Consider the following 18,137-nt stretch of genomic DNA (forward strand, 5'->3'; position numbering starts at 1 on the left):
TTTCTCTTCTTTGCCGAAGAGTTTTTTATTTATCGTGAAAAACTTCGGAATTGTAAATTTAAAATGAAGGAGGAAAAAATGGATTTAGAGGAAGTATTGGTATCAATCGCAGGAATAGCAGGTACTTTATGTGGAATAGGACTTGCGGTTTATATTGCGATCATTGTAAGACGAAAGACGGAAGAGGCCGTTAAAAAACGGCTTAAAAATAGAGAGAAATCAGAAGATGAAAACAAAAATCAGGGAGGAAAAAATGTCTAAAAAAATTTATTTTACATCGGAATTTGTATCTCCGGGACATCCCGACAAAATATGTGATCAGATTTCAGATGCCGTGCTTGATGCGTGTTTAAAAGAGGATCCTAATGCAAGAGTGGCTTGTGAAACATTTGCTACAACAGGGCTTGTAATAGTAGGGGGAGAAATTACAACAACGACTTATGTGGATATACAAAGTATAGTGAGAAGTAAAATAGAAGAAATCGGATACAGACCGGGAATGGGATTTGATTCGGATTGCGGAGTAATGAATACAGTTCATTCTCAATCGCCTGATATTTCAATGGGAGTGGATACAGGAGGAGCAGGAGATCAGGGAATAATGTTTGGAGGTGCTGTCAATGAAACCGAAGAATTAATGCCTTTAGCTATGACTTTGGCACGTGAAATTATAATACAGCTCACAAAGCTGACAAGAAATAAAACTCTCACTTGGGCAAGACCCGATGCAAAAGCACAGGTAACACTGGCTTACGATGAAACAGGGAAAAAAGTGTTAAATGTGGATACGGTAGTACTTTCAGTTCAGCATGATGAAGACATAACAAGAGAGAAAATCGAAAAGGATTTAAAAAAACTTGTTATAAAACCTGTGCTTGAAAAGTACAATTTGAATCCTGATGAAGTTGAAAAATATCATATAAACCCTACAGGAAGATTTGTGATAGGGGGACCTCACGGAGATTCGGGACTTACAGGAAGAAAAATAATAATAGACACTTACGGAGGATATTTCAGACACGGAGGAGGAGCATTTTCAGGAAAAGATCCTTCTAAAGTGGACAGATCGGCTGCATATGCTGCAAGATGGATAGCTAAAAATATCGTAGCTTCGGGAATTGCCGATAAATGTGAAGTTCAGCTTTCTTATGCTATAGGTGTAATAGAGCCTGTGTCTGTGAGAGTGGAAACATTCGGAACGTCAAAAGTCGAAGAAAGCAAAATAGAAGAAATTGTTGAAAAAATATTTGATCTTACTCCTAGAGGAATTGAAAAAGAACTCGAATTAAGAAATCCAAAATTCAGATATCAGGATCTGGCGGCATTCGGACATATCGGAAGAACTGATATAGACTTGCCTTGGGAAAGATTAAATAAAGTAGAAGAAATAAAAAAATATTTATAATTGGGAAAAAGGATAAGACAATGGAAAAAAATATGAAAAAAAAGTTGTTGCTTCTGGTCGGAATAATTGCAATATTTTCGATATTGTTCTATTATTTCACAAATAAGAAGAAGAGCGACAGTCATGCTCCGATAGTATTTAATCTGGGGAGTGATTATAATACTTTAGATCCCCATTTGTTTACAGAAATGATAGCTGCACAGGTAGATTCCACTATTTATGAGGGGTTGCTGATACTTGATGAGAAAGATAATTATACAGGAGGAGTAGCCGAAAGTTTTACCGAAACAGGAAATAAAATGATTTTTAAAATCAGAGATAATGCAAAATGGAGTGACGGAAGTAAAATAACTGCAAAGGATTTTGTGTTTGCATTTAAAAGAGTTCTTAATCCTAAGACGGCAGCTCAATTTTCGGAAATGCTGTTTCCTGTAAAAAATGCCGAGAAATATTATGAAGGTAAAGTAACAGAAGATGAACTCGGAATAAAATCAATAACTGATAATATACTCGAAATAGAGCTTGAACATCCTGCCCCTTATTTTAAATATATACTTACATTGCCGATTGCAGTTCCTTTGAAAGAGGAATTTTATAAATCGAGAGAAAACAAATATGCGGTAAAACTTGAAGATTTTCTTTTTAACGGACCTTATAAAATAAGCAGTTTGAAAAAAGAGGAAATCCTGCTCGAAAAAAATCCTTATTATTGGAATGCTGATAAAATAAAAATTTCCCGCATAAAATATGTTGTATCCAAAAATTTTAAAACAGTAGACGATCTTATAAAAAATAAAGAGCTGGATATGTCAAGAGTGGAAAATTATAATTTGAAGCAGTATAAGAAAAACGGTACATTAGACACTTTTTCAAACGGGAGAGTATGGTATCTTGACTTTAATTTGGATAACTCATATCTCAAAAACAGAAAAATAAGACAGGCGATTTCCCTTGTGATTGACAGAGATAAGTATGTAAAAGAAATCAAAAAAGACGGTTCTGTTGTTGCAAAATCAGCTATAAGCAGTATAATCAGCGGATATAACGGAAATTACAGAAAAAATTATCCTGATACTTATTATTTCAAGGACGGAGATGTTGAAAAAGCTAAAAAGCTTTATGAAGAAGGACTGAAAGAATTAGGAGTAGAAAAAATAAATTTAAGACTTTTGTCGGGAAACTCCGATCCTGAAAGACTTGAAATACAGTTTTTACAGGAAGAGTTAAGGGTCAAGCTAGGATTGGAAACGGAAGTAACCATAGTTCCTTTTAAAGAAAGACTCACAAAGACAAGAGAAGGAAATTATGATATAGTTTTGAATACATGGTCACCTAAATATGATGACTCTCTGTCATATTTAGAAAGGTGGAAAAAAGAGGACGGAAAAAATGAGGATATATGGTCAAAAAGAAAATATAATTTACTGGTAAATGAAATAGCATCTATGGGATATGCGAAAGAAAGAGACAGAAAAATAAATGAAGCAGAGCGTATATTAATCGATGAGGCTGTAATATCTCCTTTATATTTTTCTGTGGAAAATCATTATAGAGATTCTGCAATAAAAGGAATTATAAGAAGACCGATTACCGGAATAGCAACATTTAATTACGGATATTTGAAAAAGTAAGATTGGGATTTTTCAAAATACGAAAGAAAAACTTAAAAAAGACTGTAAGATAAAGAAAACTTTATTTTAACGGTCTTTTTTGTTACTTTCAGATTTTAAAATATAAAAAAGAGGGCAAAAGCCCTCATAACTTATATCCTAAATTTCCGAAGAATTATACATATGAAAAAAGGACATAGAATTAGTCTTTTTCTATAATAATTCTTCAGGAAATTTAATATCCATATATTTAAATATTTCTTTCTGTTTCTTTGTTACTTCTCCCAATTTAAGTTTTTCATTACCTCTTTCATAACTTTCTATCAAGTCCAATTCATCAAGAAGTTCCTGTGTTGTGTATTTCTTATATAATTCTTTTTCACTCATCTTATTTTTTATATACGATAGCATTACTAATGACACGAATGTTACAAATATTTTTCCATCCATTGTAGGTTTTGATGATACTCTTAATCTTCTTGCATCAAGTCGGTCTTTTATATTATGAAATGCTTTCTCTGCTACATCTTTTGTCTATATATACTTAATATTTCTCTTGCTTCAAGATTTTCATTACTTATCAAACTGAAATAACCATATTTTTTCATATGTTTTCTATAATATCATCTTTGCTACAGCAATTATATTTTCTTTTCAACTTTAATATCGAAATATTTCCTATAGTCTTCGACTCTTTTTTCATTTTCTACATTATTTTCTATATCTGTTTTAATTTAATCAGGTATTCTGTAAAATCTTTATCTTCTTTTAAAGCTTTTTCATCATCAAAAACACATACAAGTAAAGATACTTCTTATTTTCCTTGTCTGTATCGTCCCACATAAGTATTTCTTTTTTACCATATATATTATATTCAGCTATATAATTAGTAAATTTCTTAATATCTTTTACTTTTTTCTATTCTTTTCTTTTATTATTTTTGATGATGACTTTGTTCCTACAATAAATTTAAATTTATTATTCATGAGTTCATCTATATTGTTTTACTGTAGAATCCTCTATCCATCACTAATTTAGGTTTCTTAACTCCTATATACTGAACATCTTTTATTAATCTTCTAACTGTTGACACATCAACAATGTTTCCTGGTAAAACTCTATAGTAAAAAGGCAATCTTGACTTTTCTCCATACAAAATTGCAAGATTGATTTGTGCTAATGTATCATTTTCCTTATTATATCCGTATCTCATTTGATTAATAGCTTTTGAATAAGATGATATGCTTGTTGTATCATAAGCCCAATACTCATCTTCTTTCAACTGTTCAGCCTGTAATTTAAAGAAATTGTTTTTTCCGCTTTCATTTATTTCTGAAAACATTTCACTTATTCTTTGAGAAGTTAGTTCACTTCTGTTAAATGTTTTATGAATTTTACTCCATTTTTCATATCTTGATATAGGACTATCTTTTCTAATATCAGATATTGTGCAACAGATAAAATTTCTTTGTACAAATCAGGAAAACATTCTTTAAGATTAGAAGTCAGTCCCAATTTTTTAGCAATAAGATTTAAAAGCAGATTAGCACCATAAAATTTACGCTTATCATTTTGAGCTTTATTTTCTTCCAATTTCTTTTTTTTGAGTGGAAGTAGGTACAATTTGTCCAGTAAGAGGGTCCTTAATACCGATTAATTTTCTTTTAGATTTAGATTTTTTTTCAGATTTATCCCAATAGTTAATAGATTCATAAACATAAGTTTTATTGTATTTTTTATTATATAGAAAAACTAAAGAAGCCATAAGATTATCACCTATGTATAATTATACATAGAAATAAAGAAAAAGTCAAGAAAAAAATGTAGAAAAAAGCAATAAAATTAATCTTTTTTCTACTTCATATGTTTATTTCTTCGGAAATTTAGGTTATATCTATTTTCCTAAATTAGACAATTCTTTTGCGATTTCAGTAGCAAGTTTTGTATTATTGAATACAAGTTTAATGTTTGCTTCCAAACTTGATCCGCCTGTTAATTTCTGAATTTTATCGAGTAAGAAAGGTGTAGATGCTTTTCCTTTTATTCCTAATTTTTCAGCTTCTTCAACAGCATCATTGATAACTTTGGAAATAACATTATTATCCATTGAATATTCTTCAGGAATAGGATTTGCTATAACTACTCCTCCTTTTAAGCCTAATTTCCATTTTGTATTAAGTATTTCTGCAAATTCTTTAGGGGTATCAATAGCATAGTCAAGATTAAATCCGCTGTTTCTCGTATAAAAAGCCGGCAATTCTTTAGTTTTATATCCTAAAACGGGAACTCCGTTAGTTTCTAAATATTCCAGTGTCAATCCTAAATCAAGGATAGATTTTGCTCCTGCACAGATAACCGCTACATTTGTATTGGAAAGTTCCTGTAAATCGGCAGAAATGTCCATAGTATGTTCAGCACCTCTGTGAACTCCTCCGATTCCTCCTGTTGCAAAGATTTTGATTCCTGCCATATTTGCTATGATCATAGTAGAAGCAACAGTTGTTGCACCGTTTAATTTATTTGCCACAATGTACGGAATATCTCTTCTGCTGACTTTAATAACTTTTTCCCCTTCTTTTCCTAGAAGCTTGATTTCCTGAGGAGATAATCCTACTTTGAGTTTTCCGCCTATAATAGCAATAGTTGCAGGAATTCCTCCGTTTTCTCTCACGATACTCTCAACTTTTAATGCAGTTTTGGCATTTTGAGGATAAGGCATTCCGTGAGAAATGATAGTAGATTCCAAAGCTACTACAGGTTGATTATTTTTCAGGGCATTTTGTACTTCTTCGCTTATTTCAAGATATTTTTCAAACATTTATATTTCCATCTCCTTAATAATATTTTCTACATTTTTAACACTTATATGATCGCTTACTGTTTTTTCATTCAATGAAGTAAGGATAGCAGCTCCCAAACCGAATTTTGAAGCTTCTTCTATATCATAATCATTGTATTCTCCGTATGCCAGTCCAGCAACAAAGGCATCTCCCGCTCCTGTGGAGCTTACAGTATTTATTCTCGGTATTTTTATAATTCCCTGTTTATCCTGAGTCATATAAAATACTCCTTTTGCTCCTAAAGAAATAAGGACTTTTTTAACTCCTTTGTGAAGGAAGTATTCTCCTGCTCTTTCAAGATCGTCATTACTGTAAATTGTGATACCTGATAAAATTTCCGCTTCAAGTTTATTAGGCTTTATAGTATGGAATCTTCCTATAAATTCTTTTGCTTTTAACGATTTTTTTGTAGAGACCGTATCAAGTATAAGGTTAGGTTTTCTTCTTAAGAAAGCAATGTATCTCAATGCTTCTTCTTCCAAATTTGTATCCAACACAAGAAGTTTTGCATTAGTTATTTTTTTTCTTATTGTTTCCAAAAATTCAGGAGTAATATTTTTACATATATCTGTAGATGAAACTGCCATTTCCATTTCTTTATCGTCGTTTAAGATAGATACATACATTGATGTCTGCTGATTTTTCAAAAATAACGAATCGGAAATATCAAGATTTTGATTATTCAAATATTCTTTAATGTTTTTTCCGTATATGTCATCTCCCAAAGCTGTTACAAATTTTGAATTTATCCCCAATTTATTTATATTTTCCGCAATATTTTTTCCAACACCGCCGAAAGAAATAGTGACCGAACCGGGATTTGAATCGTAACGTACAACAGTACTGTAAGATTTACCCTGAATATCCACATTCGTTCCCCCGATAGTAAGAATGTAAGGATCTTCATTAATGATGTATTTTTTTCCCAAAATAATACCTTTTTTCATAAGATTACTTATGTGAACGGCGATGGAAGTTCTCGCACAATTTAACGTAGCTGCGATTTCTTCCTGAGTAATGAGGGGATTTTCTTTGATTAAATTAATAATCTGCTTTTCACGTTCTGTCATTTTTGTTTTTCCTTTCTTTTCATAAAATTAAAATCTATTTCAATAAAAACCTATTTTCTTAAACTTAAATAAAGCAACTTTAATTATGTTTACCGATACTTGAATAATACTATATAAAACTGCAAAAGTCAATATTTCTAAACAACTTTTTTCACTTTTAAATAAATTATACCTTATTAATGTCAGTTGTCAAGAGATTTGAAGCAATATTTTCGAATTTTTTTTAAAAAAAGTTGAAAAAGAAAAATAAGTATAACAGTCCCCCTTTAAATATGATATAATACAAAAAATAGAGAAAGATTTAAAAATGAGAGGAAATATATGAAAAAAGCGGTAATACTTGATACGAGTGCTGTTATGTACAGAACACATTTTGCACTTATGGGAATGAGAAATTCCAAAGGAATGGCGACAGGGGCAACTTACGGTTTTGTGAACACTCTTGAAGGAATAATAAAAGAGTTTAATCCCGATTATCTGGTTGCATGTCTTGATATAAAAAGAAGTGAACTTAAAAGATCTGAGGAACTTGAAACATATAAGGCTCACAGAGAAAGTATGCCCGATGATTTGGTAGCTCAGCAGGATATGATTATGTCCGTTCTTGACAGCTATAAAATACCTAAATATAAAATAAACGGCTATGAAGCCGATGATGTAATAGCTACTCTTGCTACAAAATTTTCCGAAGATAAAGAAGAGGAAATAGAAGTATATATAGTGACCGGAGATAAAGATTTGGCACAGCTCGTAAACGGTAAGATAAATATAGCTTTATTGGGAAAAGGAGATAAAAAATCTTTATTCAGATATATAAGAAATGATAATGATGTTATAGAGTATTTAGGGGTTACTCCCGATAAAATACCGGATTTATTCGGATTAATGGGGGATAGTTCCGACGGAATACCGGGAGTTTCGGGAATAGGTCCTAAAACAGGGGTAGAACTTATTTTAAAATACGGTAATTTGGAAAGTCTTTATGAAAATATTGACGAGATAAAAGGGAAAAGAAAAGAAAAACTTATAGAAGATAAGGAAAAAGCTTTTCTCAGCAGAAAACTCGCAACAGTACACAGAAATATCGAAATGGAATATGATAAAGATAAACTGAAAATGGAAAGTAAAGATACGGAGAAACTGCTTTCAATATATAGAACAATGGAATTTAAAAAATTTGCAGCAACAATCGAAAATGAAATGAAAAAACAGGGGAAAGCCGTAAATGATGAAAGTAACGGTAAAATTTCTCTTTTCGGAGGAATAGTTAATCATCCCGATGCCTCTGATAACAAGATTTCTAATGAAAATAGACAAACTGAAGATAAAACAACCAGAGAAAAGATTGAATGGTCTGACGCGGAAAATGTTTTAAACGGAATGAAAGAGGAAGTATCGATTTTCGGAAATGAATTCGGATTTGCAATATGCGACGGTGAAAGAAATATTGTATTGCTGAATCATGAAAATACCGATTACGGCTCGATAAATAAAGTGTATGAAAAATTAAAAGAAAAGTCCGTAATAGGTTATAATATAAAAGAATACCTGAAAAAAGGTATGGGATATAGACAGTATTTTGATATAATGCTTGCCTGGTATGTTTTAGGGACTGAAAGCTCTCAAGATTTGGAAAATATCATTTTTTCCGAATTGGGAGTAAATCTTGAAAAATTTGAAGAGCAGTTTAAAAAGCGAAAACCTGAAGAAATAAGTGAAGAAGAGAAAACTCAATTTTTATGGGAAAGAGCCTTTTATGTAAAAGAACTGAAAGAAATATTGGAAAATAGATTGAAAAGTGAAGACCTGACAAATGTTTTTGAAAATCTTGAAAATAAACTTGTGCCCGTATTGGCAAGTATGGAAATGTATGGAATAAAAATTAATAAAGAATATTTTGAAAATTATAAAAAAGAATTGCAGGAAAATATTGAAAAACTTGAAGGAGAGATATATTCTCTTTCGGGAGAGGCTTTTAATATAGGATCGCCTAAACAGTTGGCAGAAATATTATTCGATAAAATGGGGATAGAGCCTGTGAAAAAAACGAAAACGGGATATTCTACAGATGTGGAAGTATTGGAAGAACTGGCTTTAAGAGGAATAGAAATAGCGGAAAAACTTCTTGAATACAGAGGATTTACAAAACTGCTTTCCACTTATGTAGAGCCGTTGCCGAAGTTGGCAGACGAAAAAGACAGAATACACACTACATTTAATCAGAACGGTACATCTACAGGAAGACTTTCTTCAACAAATCCGAATATTCAAAATATTCCCGTGAGAACAGATGAAGGGATAAAAATAAGAAAAGGATTTATTTCGGAAGAGGGTTGGAGCCTTGTATCTTTTGATTATTCACAAATAGAATTGAGAGTTTTGGCAGAATTGTCTAAAGATGAGAATTTGGTACTTGCATATAAAAAAGACAAAGATTTGCATGATTTGACAGCGAGAAAAATATTTTTTAAAGCTGATGAAGAACAGGTTACGAGAGAAGAAAGAAGCATAGCAAAGGTTATAAATTTCAGTATTTTATACGGAAAAACTCCTTTCGGATTGTCGAAAGAGCTGAAAATACCTGTGGCAGATGCTTCGTTATATATAAAAACTTATTTTGAGCAGTATCCGAAAGTAAAAAGATTCCTCGAAAATATTTTGGAAAATGCAAAATTGAACGGATTTGTGGAAACACTATACGGGACAAGAAGATATATAAAAGGAATAAATTCAAGTAATAAAAATTTACAGGCACAGGCAAACAGAATGGCTGTAAACACTGTTGTTCAAGGAACAGCTGCAAACATTATAAAAAAAGTAATGATAAAACTGTATGATGAGTTTAAAAATAAGGATGATATAAAAATGTTGCTTCAAGTACACGATGAACTTATTTTTGAAGTGAAAGACGATGCAATAGAAAAATATACAGATAAAATCAAAGAAATAATGGAAAATACTGTAAATTTTGAAGACATAAAATTAAGTGCAAACGGATCTGTGGCGAAGGATTGGGGGGCATTGAAATAATGTTTGTTGAGGGATCGTTGACATTCTAATACTCTTGTTGACAGCATTTTACGCGACTTTGTTGACTGGGAAAATATAGTAAGGGGATATTTTTACTCACTGACACATTTTTTAGTTGTAAAATTCAAAAGTCGGGTAAGAAGTTAAAATCGGAATTGGCAGACAGCAATTATAATTATGGAAAGGAATAAATTTTAAAGTGGGACATAAAGGAAAATTGGAAAATTATTTAAAAGGAGTAAAAGACGGATTGGGGATAGGTATAGCCTATATTCCGTCAGGGATGACATTAGGACTGATTTCAAACAGTTTCGGAATGAAATCGATATTAATGGCATTGATGTCATTGACTTTGTATGCGGGAAGTGCTCAGACGATATTGTTGAAAGCATTGTATATATCAAAATCGACTTTTATAGAAATAGCAGTTTCTGTATTTATGATTAATTTGAGATATTCTTTGCTGAACTTAATAATATACAGAGAAATCAAAAATCATACTACATTGGGAGAAAGAATCTTCGTAGGATTGGGACTTACAGATGAAACTGTAGCTTATTTGAGAATAAGAAAGGCTAAAAATCCTTATTATATAAAGGGAGTAAACACTCTTCCCTATTTACTTTTCGGTGCCGGATCGGTAATAGGAAGTTTATTCGGAGATTTAATACCGGAAATCTTTTCTGCAAGCATGAATTTTATATTGTATGCAGCATTTTTAAGCCTTCTTGTAAGTGCCCTGAAAGCGAATTTTAAATATATAAAAGTCGTACTGATAGTTATAGTATTTAAAAAAATATTTGAATATATACCCGTAAGTAACGGATGGGCCATGATTTTTATTATGTTTTTATCGAGTTTGGTATATGCTCTTATGACTTATAAAGAAGGAGTGAAGGAAAATGAATAATTTTACAATAGTGCTTTTGATTCTGGTTACAGCTTTAATAACGGCTTTTATTAAACTGGCTCCGTTATTTATAAAAATTCCTGATGATAATCCGATAATAAATAAATTTTTTGAGGCATTGCCTTACACGGTTTTAACAATACTGATTTTTCCCGATATCTTTACATCTACAGGAACGGGAACTTTCAATCTGATAAAGGTTTTGGCAGGAATAGTTATAATAGTTTGGCTTTCACTGAAAAAATTCAGTTTGGGAATAGTTGTTCCCGTGTCGATTGCGGCAATATTTATGTTTGATATAGTAAAGCTGTTTATTAAATAACAGGTGGAGAAAATCGAAAAAATGAATATAAATAAAATTATAGAAAAATATATAGAAACATTAACAGAAGAAGAAAGAAAAAATATTTATATATCCAAGTTCAGCTTCGGAGATGAAAATGATATTCAAATGCAGAATGATTTGGCACAACTTGTATTGAAAGGAGAAAAGACTGCAACGACTTCGTTGTATTCTCTGTATGACTTTGAAAATGAAAGAATACCCCAAGTTGGAGATATTAATGTAATTTTGGATGGTAACAGTAACGAGGTTTGTGTAACTGTAAATACAAAAGTTTATAGTCTTCCTTTTAAAGATATATCTGAAGAATATGCTTACAAAGAAGGAGAAGGAGATAAAAGTCTTGAATACTGGAAAAAAGTTCATAAAGACTTTTTCATAAAAGAAGCTGAAGGAAATTTTAATGAAAGTATGGAAGTATTGTGTGAGGAATTTGAATTATTAAAATAAAAATAAACGAAAGGCAGAAAATGTATGAAAAAAGATTTTAGAGAACAATGGTGGCATAAATCGACAGTGTATCAGATTTATCCTAAAAGTTTTAATGACACTACAGGAAACGGACAAGGGGATATTAAAGGGATTATTGAAAAGCTTGATTATTTAAAAGAGTTGGGTGTGGAAGTGCTGTGGCTTACACCGATGTACAAATCTCCTCAGGCTGATAACGGTTACGATATAAGTGATTACTATAATATAGACGAAAATTACGGAACAATGGAGGATTTTGAAAAACTACTGGAGGAAGCCCATAAAAGAGGATTAAAAATAGTAATGGACATAGTTGTAAATCATTCTTCCACGGAAAATGAATGGTTTAAAAAGTCCGAAGCGGGAGATCCTGAATATAAGGATTTCTATATTTGGAAAGATGCTGTAGACGGTAAAGAGCCTACAAACTGGCAGTCCAAATTTGGCGGAAACGCTTGGAAATACAGTGAAAAAAGAGGACAATACTATTTACATTTGTTTGATGTAACACAGGCAGATTTGAACTGGGAAAATGAAAATGTCAGAAAAAAAGTGTACGAGATGATAAGATTTTGGCTGAATAAGGGAGTAGACGGATTCAGACTGGATGTTATAAATCTTATTTCCAAAGATCAGAGATTTTTAAATGATGACGGAAGTGATAAAAGATTTGTTCCCGACGGAAGAAGATTTTACACGGACGGTCCGAGAATTCACGAATTTTTGAAAGAACTGAATAAAGAAGCATTCGGCGGAGGGGAACTTATTACTGTGGGAGAAATGTCGTCTACAAGCATTGATAATTGTATAAGATATTCAAATCCTGATGAAAAAGAATTGTCCATGGCATTTTCATTCCATCATTTGAAAGTAGATTATCCTAACGGCGAAAAATGGGTAAAAGCTCCTTTTGATTTTGTTGAATTGAAGAAAATATTTTCTAAATGGCAAAAAGGAATGTATGACGGAAATGGATGGAATGCTACATTCTGGAATAATCATGATCAGCCGAGAGCAATATCGAGATTCGGAAATGACGGGAAGTATCACAATGAGTCGGGAAAAATGCTTGCTACTGTTCTTCACGGATTGCAGGGAACACCTTATGTATATCAGGGAGAGGAATTCGGAATGACTAATCCTTACTTTGATAATATTAATAAATATCGTGATGTGGAATCTCATAATATTTATAAAATCAAGGAAAAAGAAGGACTTTCGGATAAAGAAATACTCGATATATTGATGCAGAAATCAAGAGATAATTCGAGAACTCCGATGCAATGGAATGACAGTAAAAATGCAGGATTTAGTGAAGGAACTCCTTGGATTGGAATACCTGGAAATTACAAATTTATTAATGCCGAAACGGCTTTAAAAGATAAAAATTCGATATTTTATCATTATAAAAAACTGATAGAACTTAGAAAAAATGAAGATTTATTAGTAACTGGAAAATACGAAGATATTGATTTGGAAAATAAAAGTGTATATGCATACAAAAGAGTAGGAGATAACGGAGAGCTAATCGTAATAAGTAACTTTTATGAAAATGAAGTTCCGTTTGAGTTGGAAAATAACGAAATTGGTGATTTGGAAAAAACTGAAATATTATTATCGAATTATGAAACGAATCCTGAATTTAAAGACGGAAAAATTGTTTTGAAACCTTATGAAAGTATTATTTTTAAGAAAGTGTTTTAGGTTCAGATAATTTTTAAATTTTTAATAAATCGTTTTAATTTGTATTAACAAATTTAAAAAAGATTAAAAGATGGGGTTAGAAAAGGAGTTTTATGATTATTTTTAAAGAGTTTTCTTATGATGATTTTCATGAAAATGTGAAGCAGATATATGAAAAAGAGGAATGGAGTGCTTATTTAGGTAATGATTTGAAGCTCAAACGGGCATTTGATAATTCTTTATATAAATTAGGAGCTTTTGACGGAAACCGATTAATTGGATTTATCCGTTGTGTAGGTGACGGCGAACATGTTGTTCTAATACAGGATTTGATTATAGATAATGAGTATCGGAAACAGGGAACAGGTTCGGAACTTTTTAGAAGAATTTATAAAAAATACAAGGATGTAAGAATGCTTGTTCTTATTACAGATATTGCCGATGAAGCTGCCAATCATTTTTATCAGTCACTTAATATGAAAAAACTTGAAAAAGGCGGAATGATTTCTTATTTCAGGTAAGACGATAAAACAGAAATTTATGAAAGGAAGTAAATATGAATAAAATAACGTGTATTTGTTTAGGTGTAAGAGATATGGAAAAAGCTGTAAAATTCTATAGAGATAAATTAGGATTTCAAACAGAAGAAAAATCTGACTATCCTCCTGTAATATTTTTCAATACACCTGGAACAAAGTTTGAGCTTTATCCGCTTGATTTATTGGTAACGGATATTTCGGAAGCGAATGATATTAAAATAAAAAAGGGTTTCGGAGGATTTACATTGGCTTATAATGTTCCGAATAAAGAAGATGTAGATTTAACAATTGAACTTGTGAGAAAAGCCGGAGGAACAATAGTTAAAGAACCTCAAGAAGTATTTTGGGGCGGTTATCATGCATATTTCTCAGATTTGGACGGATACTACTGGGAAGTGGTGTGGGGATCGAATTTTGAATTTGATGAAAATGGTCTTTTAGTAATTCAAAAGGATTAAACTGACAAAGAAAGAGTGGACAAAATGAAAGCAGAAATTATATGTGTAGGAACTGAATTGCTGGTAGGAGATATTGTAAATACCAATGCTCAGTATATTTCGGAAAAATTGACAAGTATAGGAGTGGACTTATATTATCAGACAACTGTAGGAGATAATTTTGAAAGATTGAAGAACTGTATAGAAGCAGCTTTTAACAGAGTAGATCTCGTAATAACTACGGGAGGATTGGGACCTACAGGTGACGATATTACAAAAGAAGTTATTGCGGAATATTTTAATGAAAAATTGGAAGTTTCAGAAAAGCATTATAAAGAAATAGCTAAAAGGTATAAAGACAGAGGTTATGAAGTTTCTACGGGAGGAGAAAAAGAGGCATCGATATTAATAAATTCCAAACTTCTTGAAAATGAAAACGGTCTTGCACCGGGATTTTTCTATGAAAAAGAAAATAAGAAAATAATTGTACTTCCCGGACCTCCGAAAGAATTGACATGGATGGTGGATAATGAAGTTTTACCTCTGTTAAGTAAGTGTTCGGATAGTGTACTGTTAATGAAAACACTGGAAATATCAGGAGTTCCCGAAGGGAAAATAGATGACAGATTGAAAGAATATTGTGAAATGTCCAATCCGACAGTAGCTCCTTATGCTAAAGATAAATGTGTCCATTTAAGAATCGCAATGAAAGGTTCGAGAACTGACACTGAAAATATTAAAAAAGAAATTGAGAGAATAGCAGAGGAAATAAAAGAAATTTATCCTCAAGCTGTTGAAATTGATAAACAGAAGTTATAAAGAATGATTGCTGAACTTAATTTAAAGTATTTATAAAAATATTAAATCATACTGGACTTATGTGTATATTTTTTATATAATAAAAACAAAGTGAAGTAATCGGGAGGTCATGAATGAGCTATATAAAGGAATTTGATTCGGAAGTTTACAATGCAATAGTCAGTGAAGAAAAGAGACAGGAAGAAGGGATAGAACTCATAGCTTCGGAAAACTTTGTGTCAAAAGCTGTAATGGAAGCGGCAGGTTCGGTTTTTACAAATAAATATGCAGAAGGTTATCCTGAAAAGAGATATTACGGCGGTTGCAGAAATGCCGATACGGTTGAGCAGTTGGCAATAAACAGACTTAAAGAAATATTCGGTGCAAAGTATGCAAATGTTCAGCCTCATTCAGGTTCTCAGGCAAATATGGGAGTGTATGTTGCACTGCTTGAACCGGGAGATACAATTTTAGGAATGGGGTTAAGTTCGGGAGGACATTTAACTCATGGCTATAAAGTTAATTTTTCAGGTAAAAACTATAAAGGAATAGAATACGGATTACATCCCGAAACTGAAATGATAGACTATGAAGCGGTCAGAAATCTTGCGTTGGAAAATAAACCGAAAATAATAGTTGCAGGGGCAAGTGCCTATTCGAGAATAATAGATTTTAAGAAATTCAAAGAAATAGCCGATGAAGTCGGAGCGTATTTAATGGTAGATATGGCACATATTGCCGGACTTGTAGCGGCAGGAGAACATCCTAATCCACTGAAATATGCAGATGTTGTAACTTCTACAACTCATAAAACGTTAAAAGGTCCTCGTGGAGGAATAATATTGACAAATAACGAGGAAATAGCTCAAAAAATCGACAAGGTTATATTTCCGGGAATACAGGGAGGACCTTTAATGCACATAATTGCTGCTAAAGCTGTTGCATTTAAAGAAGCCTTAAGTCCCGAATTTAAAGAATATCAAAGGCAGGTAGTGAAAAATGCCGAAGTATTATCTGAAGAACTTGTAAAAGGCGGACTTAGAATAGTCAGCGGAGGTACTGACAATCATTTGATGCTTGTGGATTTGAGACCGAAAGGAGTTACGGGTAAATTAGCCGAAGAGAAACTTGAAGAGGCGGGAATTACATGTAATAAAAATGCTATTCCGAACGATCCCGAAAAACCTTTTATTACAAGCGGTATAAGACTGGGAACACCTGCAATTACAGCAAGAGGAATGAAAGAAAAGGAAACTGCCGAAATAGCACGAATGATATTAAAAGTTCTTGAGAATGTAAATGATAAAGAAAAAATAAAAGAAGTAAAAAATGAAGTTTACGAATTGACAAAAAAATTTCCCTTATAGAGAAGCTGAATAGTTAAAAGGAGAGTACAAGTGAGAGTAAATAGAAAAAACGATGAAATGAGAGAAGTAAAAGTAACAAAAAATTATATTATGCATCCTGAAGGCTCGGTTTTAATAGAGTTCGGAAATACAAAAGTAATCTGTAATGCCACAGTTGAAGAAAAAGTTCCGCCTTTTTTGAGAGGAACTAACTCGGGTTGGATTACAGCAGAGTACAGTATGCTTCCGAGAGCCACGAATAACAGAGTGCAAAGAGAAGCAAACAAAGGAAGACTTTCGGGAAGAACTATGGAAATTCAGCGATTGATCGGAAGAGCATTGAGAGCAGCAGTAAATTTGGAAAAATTGGGAGAAAGAACTGTAATTATCGACTGTGATGTGATACAGGCAGACGGAGGAACAAGAACAGCTTCTATTACAGGAGGATATCTGGCTTTGGAACTTGCTATTGAAAAGCTTATTGATAAAGGGAAATTAAATGAAATACCGATTAATTCAAGAGTTGCGGCAGTGAGTGTGGGAAAAATAAAGAATGAAATACTTCTTGATTTAGAATATGAGGAAGATTTTCGTGCAGATGTGGATATGAATATAATAATGAACGATAAAGGTGAATTTATAGAATTACAGGGAACAGGTGAAGAAGCTACATTTACACAGGAAGAGCTTTTAAAATTTATCGAAATTTCAAAAAAAGGATTTGAGAAATTATTTAATTTATAATTGAAAAATTAAGTAGTGTCCTGTTTTATTAAAGATGAAGTTCAAGAAGTAATAGAGTTTTTGAAAGTATAAATAGTAATAAAATTAGAGCAGCTTGATTGCTGCTCTTTTCATATAATCTTTTAAATTCAGTTTTTAAACTACAGATTTAATTCTTTTTTTAATGCTTTTTGAAGAACATTTGAAAAATTTATATTATTGTTCATAGCTATTTCATTTAACCAACTTGGAATGGATACATTTTTTCTAACAACCTGTTTTTTAGATTCATTTACATATTTTTTCATATCTAAACTTACTAATGATTTGAAACTTTCACCTTTAATTATAAAATCATTGTCAGTTATTTGAATTTCAGATATATCTGTTGCTTTAGGTATTGCATTACCTTTAACGAAATCATCATAAAGCCATGTACCGATATAATCTTGTGCTGCCTCAACAGCCTCTTCTAATGTTTCACCTTGAGTTGCTCCATTATTTAAATCGGGAAATTCAACGACATAACCACCTTCAATAGCTTTATGAAATATGGCGGGATAAATAACTAACATATAAAATCACCTCTAATTTTAGTTTTGAGGACAAGCAAGATTATTTTTTTAATCCTGCCTGTTTTAAAATAGTCTGTTCCGTGAATTTTTTCAACTCTTTGGAATGAGTGGCTACTTCGGTAATTCTACCATTTGTAGGATTAAAAAAACGTCTGTGTGAGCCTTTACCGCCTTTTATCTCTACAAAACCGTTTTTTAAAAGAAATCGGATCATTTCTTTTGGTTTCATTGGCATTTAACCACCTCAACAGTATTATACATAATATTAAGTATAAAATCAACAAAAAATAAAAAAAGACAATTGAGAAATAGTCAAAAAAATGATATAATTTTATACTAATTTTGTTATTAAATAAA

General features: G+C 31.9%; 21 protein-coding genes. 13 read left to right on the forward strand and 8 right to left on the reverse strand.

The genetic code is table 11. The features are described from left to right. Positions 1 to 78: 78 nt before the first annotated feature. From FVE72_RS03815 to FVE72_RS03825, 3 genes are read left to right on the forward strand one after another with little or no spacing between them, the layout of a single operon-like run. A complete protein-coding gene (locus FVE72_RS03815) occupies positions 79 to 261 on the forward strand; it encodes a hypothetical protein (RefSeq protein WP_026737314.1) in 183 nt (60 codons plus the stop codon). Further along, entirely contained in the window at positions 254 to 1,405 is a 1,152-nt protein-coding gene (metK, locus tag FVE72_RS03820) for a methionine adenosyltransferase (protein ID WP_026737315.1), read from the forward strand. The genes FVE72_RS03815 and metK overlap by 8 nt, the downstream gene beginning before the upstream one ends. Before the next feature lie 32 nt (positions 1,406 to 1,437). After that, positions 1,438 to 3,036, forward strand: coding sequence for a peptide ABC transporter substrate-binding protein (locus FVE72_RS03825; protein ID WP_232049472.1), 1,599 nt, complete (start codon positions 1,438 to 1,440; stop codon positions 3,034 to 3,036). 192 nt (positions 3,037 to 3,228) lie between these two features. On the opposite strand, the gene FVE72_RS03830 is transcribed toward FVE72_RS03825, so the two are convergent. The 6 genes from FVE72_RS03830 to FVE72_RS03855 all read right to left on the reverse strand — a co-directional run bounded on the left by FVE72_RS03830 (position 3,229) and on the right by FVE72_RS03855 (position 6,925). Next, positions 3,229 to 3,465 (reverse strand): hypothetical protein, encoded by a 237-nt coding sequence (locus tag FVE72_RS03830; protein ID WP_146966343.1) that lies wholly within the window; start codon positions 3,463 to 3,465, stop codon positions 3,229 to 3,231. A 544-nt stretch (positions 3,466 to 4,009) separates the two neighbouring features. Next, positions 4,010 to 4,357 (reverse strand): transposase, encoded by a 348-nt coding sequence (locus FVE72_RS03835; RefSeq protein WP_146966324.1) that lies wholly within the window; start codon positions 4,355 to 4,357, stop codon positions 4,010 to 4,012. Positions 4,358 to 4,377: 20 nt separating this feature from the next. Beyond that, positions 4,378 to 4,608: a hypothetical protein gene (locus FVE72_RS03840; RefSeq protein WP_146966384.1), complete on the reverse strand. Its 231-nt coding sequence runs from the start codon at positions 4,606 to 4,608 to the stop codon at positions 4,378 to 4,380. Next, entirely contained in the window at positions 4,595 to 4,780 is a 186-nt protein-coding gene (locus tag FVE72_RS03845; protein ID WP_146966386.1) for a hypothetical protein, read from the reverse strand. The genes FVE72_RS03840 and FVE72_RS03845 overlap by 14 nt, the downstream gene beginning before the upstream one ends. 129 nt (positions 4,781 to 4,909) lie before the next feature. Continuing rightward, positions 4,910 to 5,833 carry a pseudouridine-5'-phosphate glycosidase gene (locus FVE72_RS03850; protein WP_026737317.1) on the reverse strand — a complete coding sequence of 308 codons (924 nt, stop codon included), beginning with the start codon at positions 5,831 to 5,833 and terminating at the stop codon, positions 4,910 to 4,912. After that, a complete protein-coding gene (locus FVE72_RS03855; protein ID WP_026737318.1) occupies positions 5,834 to 6,925 on the reverse strand; it encodes a PfkB family carbohydrate kinase in 1,092 nt (363 codons plus the stop codon). It lies immediately after the preceding gene. A gap of 321 nt (positions 6,926 to 7,246) precedes the next feature. Here FVE72_RS03855 and polA point away from each other — a divergent pair, with 321 nt between their 5' ends. The 10 genes from polA to rph all read left to right on the forward strand — a co-directional run bounded on the left by polA (position 7,247) and on the right by rph (position 17,226). Next, positions 7,247 to 9,955 carry a DNA polymerase I gene (gene polA, locus FVE72_RS03860; protein ID WP_026737319.1) on the forward strand — a complete coding sequence of 903 codons (2,709 nt, stop codon included), beginning with the start codon at positions 7,247 to 7,249 and terminating at the stop codon, positions 9,953 to 9,955. A gap of 217 nt (positions 9,956 to 10,172) precedes the next feature. Then, positions 10,173 to 10,865 (forward strand): AzlC family ABC transporter permease, encoded by a 693-nt coding sequence (locus FVE72_RS03865; protein WP_232049473.1) that lies wholly within the window; start codon positions 10,173 to 10,175, stop codon positions 10,863 to 10,865. Further along, entirely contained in the window at positions 10,858 to 11,187 is a 330-nt protein-coding gene (locus tag FVE72_RS03870; RefSeq protein ID WP_026737321.1) for an AzlD domain-containing protein, read from the forward strand. The genes FVE72_RS03865 and FVE72_RS03870 overlap by 8 nt, the downstream gene beginning before the upstream one ends. A 21-nt stretch (positions 11,188 to 11,208) precedes the next feature. Then, on the forward strand, positions 11,209 to 11,658 hold the full coding sequence (locus tag FVE72_RS03875) for an ASCH domain-containing protein (RefSeq protein WP_026737322.1): 450 nt from the start codon (positions 11,209 to 11,211) through the stop codon (positions 11,656 to 11,658). Between the two features lie 24 nt (positions 11,659 to 11,682). Continuing rightward, positions 11,683 to 13,383, forward strand: coding sequence for an alpha,alpha-phosphotrehalase (gene treC, locus FVE72_RS03880; protein WP_026737323.1), 1,701 nt, complete (start codon positions 11,683 to 11,685; stop codon positions 13,381 to 13,383). A gap of 92 nt (positions 13,384 to 13,475) precedes the next feature. Next, a complete protein-coding gene (locus FVE72_RS03885; RefSeq protein ID WP_006807480.1) occupies positions 13,476 to 13,883 on the forward strand; it encodes a GNAT family N-acetyltransferase in 408 nt (135 codons plus the stop codon). Between the two features lie 35 nt (positions 13,884 to 13,918). Then, entirely contained in the window at positions 13,919 to 14,359 is a 441-nt protein-coding gene (locus FVE72_RS03890; protein WP_026737325.1) for a VOC family protein, read from the forward strand. 24 nt (positions 14,360 to 14,383) lie between these two features. Continuing rightward, on the forward strand, positions 14,384 to 15,157 hold the full coding sequence (locus tag FVE72_RS03895) for a molybdopterin-binding protein (RefSeq protein ID WP_026737326.1): 774 nt from the start codon (positions 14,384 to 14,386) through the stop codon (positions 15,155 to 15,157). Between the two features lie 113 nt (positions 15,158 to 15,270). Continuing rightward, positions 15,271 to 16,503: a serine hydroxymethyltransferase gene (gene glyA, locus FVE72_RS03900; protein ID WP_026737327.1), complete on the forward strand. Its 1,233-nt coding sequence runs from the start codon at positions 15,271 to 15,273 to the stop codon at positions 16,501 to 16,503. A 30-nt stretch (positions 16,504 to 16,533) separates the two neighbouring features. After that, positions 16,534 to 17,226, forward strand: a complete 693-nt coding sequence (rph, locus tag FVE72_RS03905; RefSeq protein WP_006807458.1) for a ribonuclease PH — start codon at positions 16,534 to 16,536, stop codon at positions 17,224 to 17,226. A gap of 140 nt (positions 17,227 to 17,366) precedes the next feature. On the opposite strand, the gene FVE72_RS03910 is transcribed toward rph, so the two are convergent. Continuing rightward, positions 17,367 to 17,780, reverse strand: a complete 414-nt coding sequence (locus tag FVE72_RS03910) for a type II toxin-antitoxin system HicB family antitoxin (RefSeq protein ID WP_026737328.1) — start codon at positions 17,778 to 17,780, stop codon at positions 17,367 to 17,369. 40 nt (positions 17,781 to 17,820) lie between these two features. Next, the gene (locus tag FVE72_RS03915) at positions 17,821 to 18,015 is read right to left on the reverse strand and encodes a type II toxin-antitoxin system HicA family toxin (protein WP_026737329.1); all 195 of its coding nucleotides are present in this window, start codon (positions 18,013 to 18,015) and stop codon (positions 17,821 to 17,823) included. Positions 18,016 to 18,137: the final 122 nt, after the last annotated feature.

The organism is Pseudoleptotrichia goodfellowii, assembly GCF_007990505.1.
Lineage (GTDB): Bacteria > Fusobacteriota > Fusobacteriia > Fusobacteriales > Leptotrichiaceae > Pseudoleptotrichia > Pseudoleptotrichia goodfellowii.

Bases quoted from the DNA above. Each gene is read 5' to 3' on its own strand.
- FVE72_RS03850 (WP_026737317.1), bottom strand. From the start codon at position 5,833: ATGTTTGAAAAATATCTTGAAATAAGCGAAGAAGTACAAAATGCCCTG.
- FVE72_RS03885 (WP_006807480.1), top strand. From the start codon at position 13,476: ATGATTATTTTTAAAGAGTTTTCTTATGATGATTTTCATGAAAATGTG.
- FVE72_RS03875 (WP_026737322.1), top strand. From the start codon at position 11,209: ATGAATATAAATAAAATTATAGAAAAATATATAGAAACATTAACAGAA.
- FVE72_RS03910 (WP_026737328.1), bottom strand. From the start codon at position 17,780: ATGTTAGTTATTTATCCCGCCATATTTCATAAAGCTATTGAAGGTGGT.
- polA (WP_026737319.1), top strand. From the start codon at position 7,247: ATGAAAAAAGCGGTAATACTTGATACGAGTGCTGTTATGTACAGAACA.
- FVE72_RS03830 (WP_146966343.1), bottom strand. From the start codon at position 3,465: ATGGATGGAAAAATATTTGTAACATTCGTGTCATTAGTAATGCTATCG.
- glyA (WP_026737327.1), top strand. From the start codon at position 15,271: ATGAGCTATATAAAGGAATTTGATTCGGAAGTTTACAATGCAATAGTC.
- FVE72_RS03895 (WP_026737326.1), top strand. From the start codon at position 14,384: ATGAAAGCAGAAATTATATGTGTAGGAACTGAATTGCTGGTAGGAGAT.
- FVE72_RS03815 (WP_026737314.1), top strand. From the start codon at position 79: ATGGATTTAGAGGAAGTATTGGTATCAATCGCAGGAATAGCAGGTACT.
- FVE72_RS03890 (WP_026737325.1), top strand. From the start codon at position 13,919: ATGAATAAAATAACGTGTATTTGTTTAGGTGTAAGAGATATGGAAAAA.
- FVE72_RS03870 (WP_026737321.1), top strand. From the start codon at position 10,858: ATGAATAATTTTACAATAGTGCTTTTGATTCTGGTTACAGCTTTAATA.
- treC (WP_026737323.1), top strand. From the start codon at position 11,683: ATGAAAAAAGATTTTAGAGAACAATGGTGGCATAAATCGACAGTGTAT.
- FVE72_RS03855 (WP_026737318.1), bottom strand. From the start codon at position 6,925: ATGACAGAACGTGAAAAGCAGATTATTAATTTAATCAAAGAAAATCCC.
- FVE72_RS03825 (WP_232049472.1), top strand. From the start codon at position 1,438: ATGAAAAAAAAGTTGTTGCTTCTGGTCGGAATAATTGCAATATTTTCG.
- FVE72_RS03915 (WP_026737329.1), bottom strand. From the start codon at position 18,015: ATGCCAATGAAACCAAAAGAAATGATCCGATTTCTTTTAAAAAACGGT.
- FVE72_RS03835 (WP_146966324.1), bottom strand. From the start codon at position 4,357: ATGTTTTCAGAAATAAATGAAAGCGGAAAAAACAATTTCTTTAAATTA.
- metK (WP_026737315.1), top strand. From the start codon at position 254: ATGTCTAAAAAAATTTATTTTACATCGGAATTTGTATCTCCGGGACAT.
- FVE72_RS03845 (WP_146966386.1), bottom strand. From the start codon at position 4,780: ATGGCTTCTTTAGTTTTTCTATATAATAAAAAATACAATAAAACTTAT.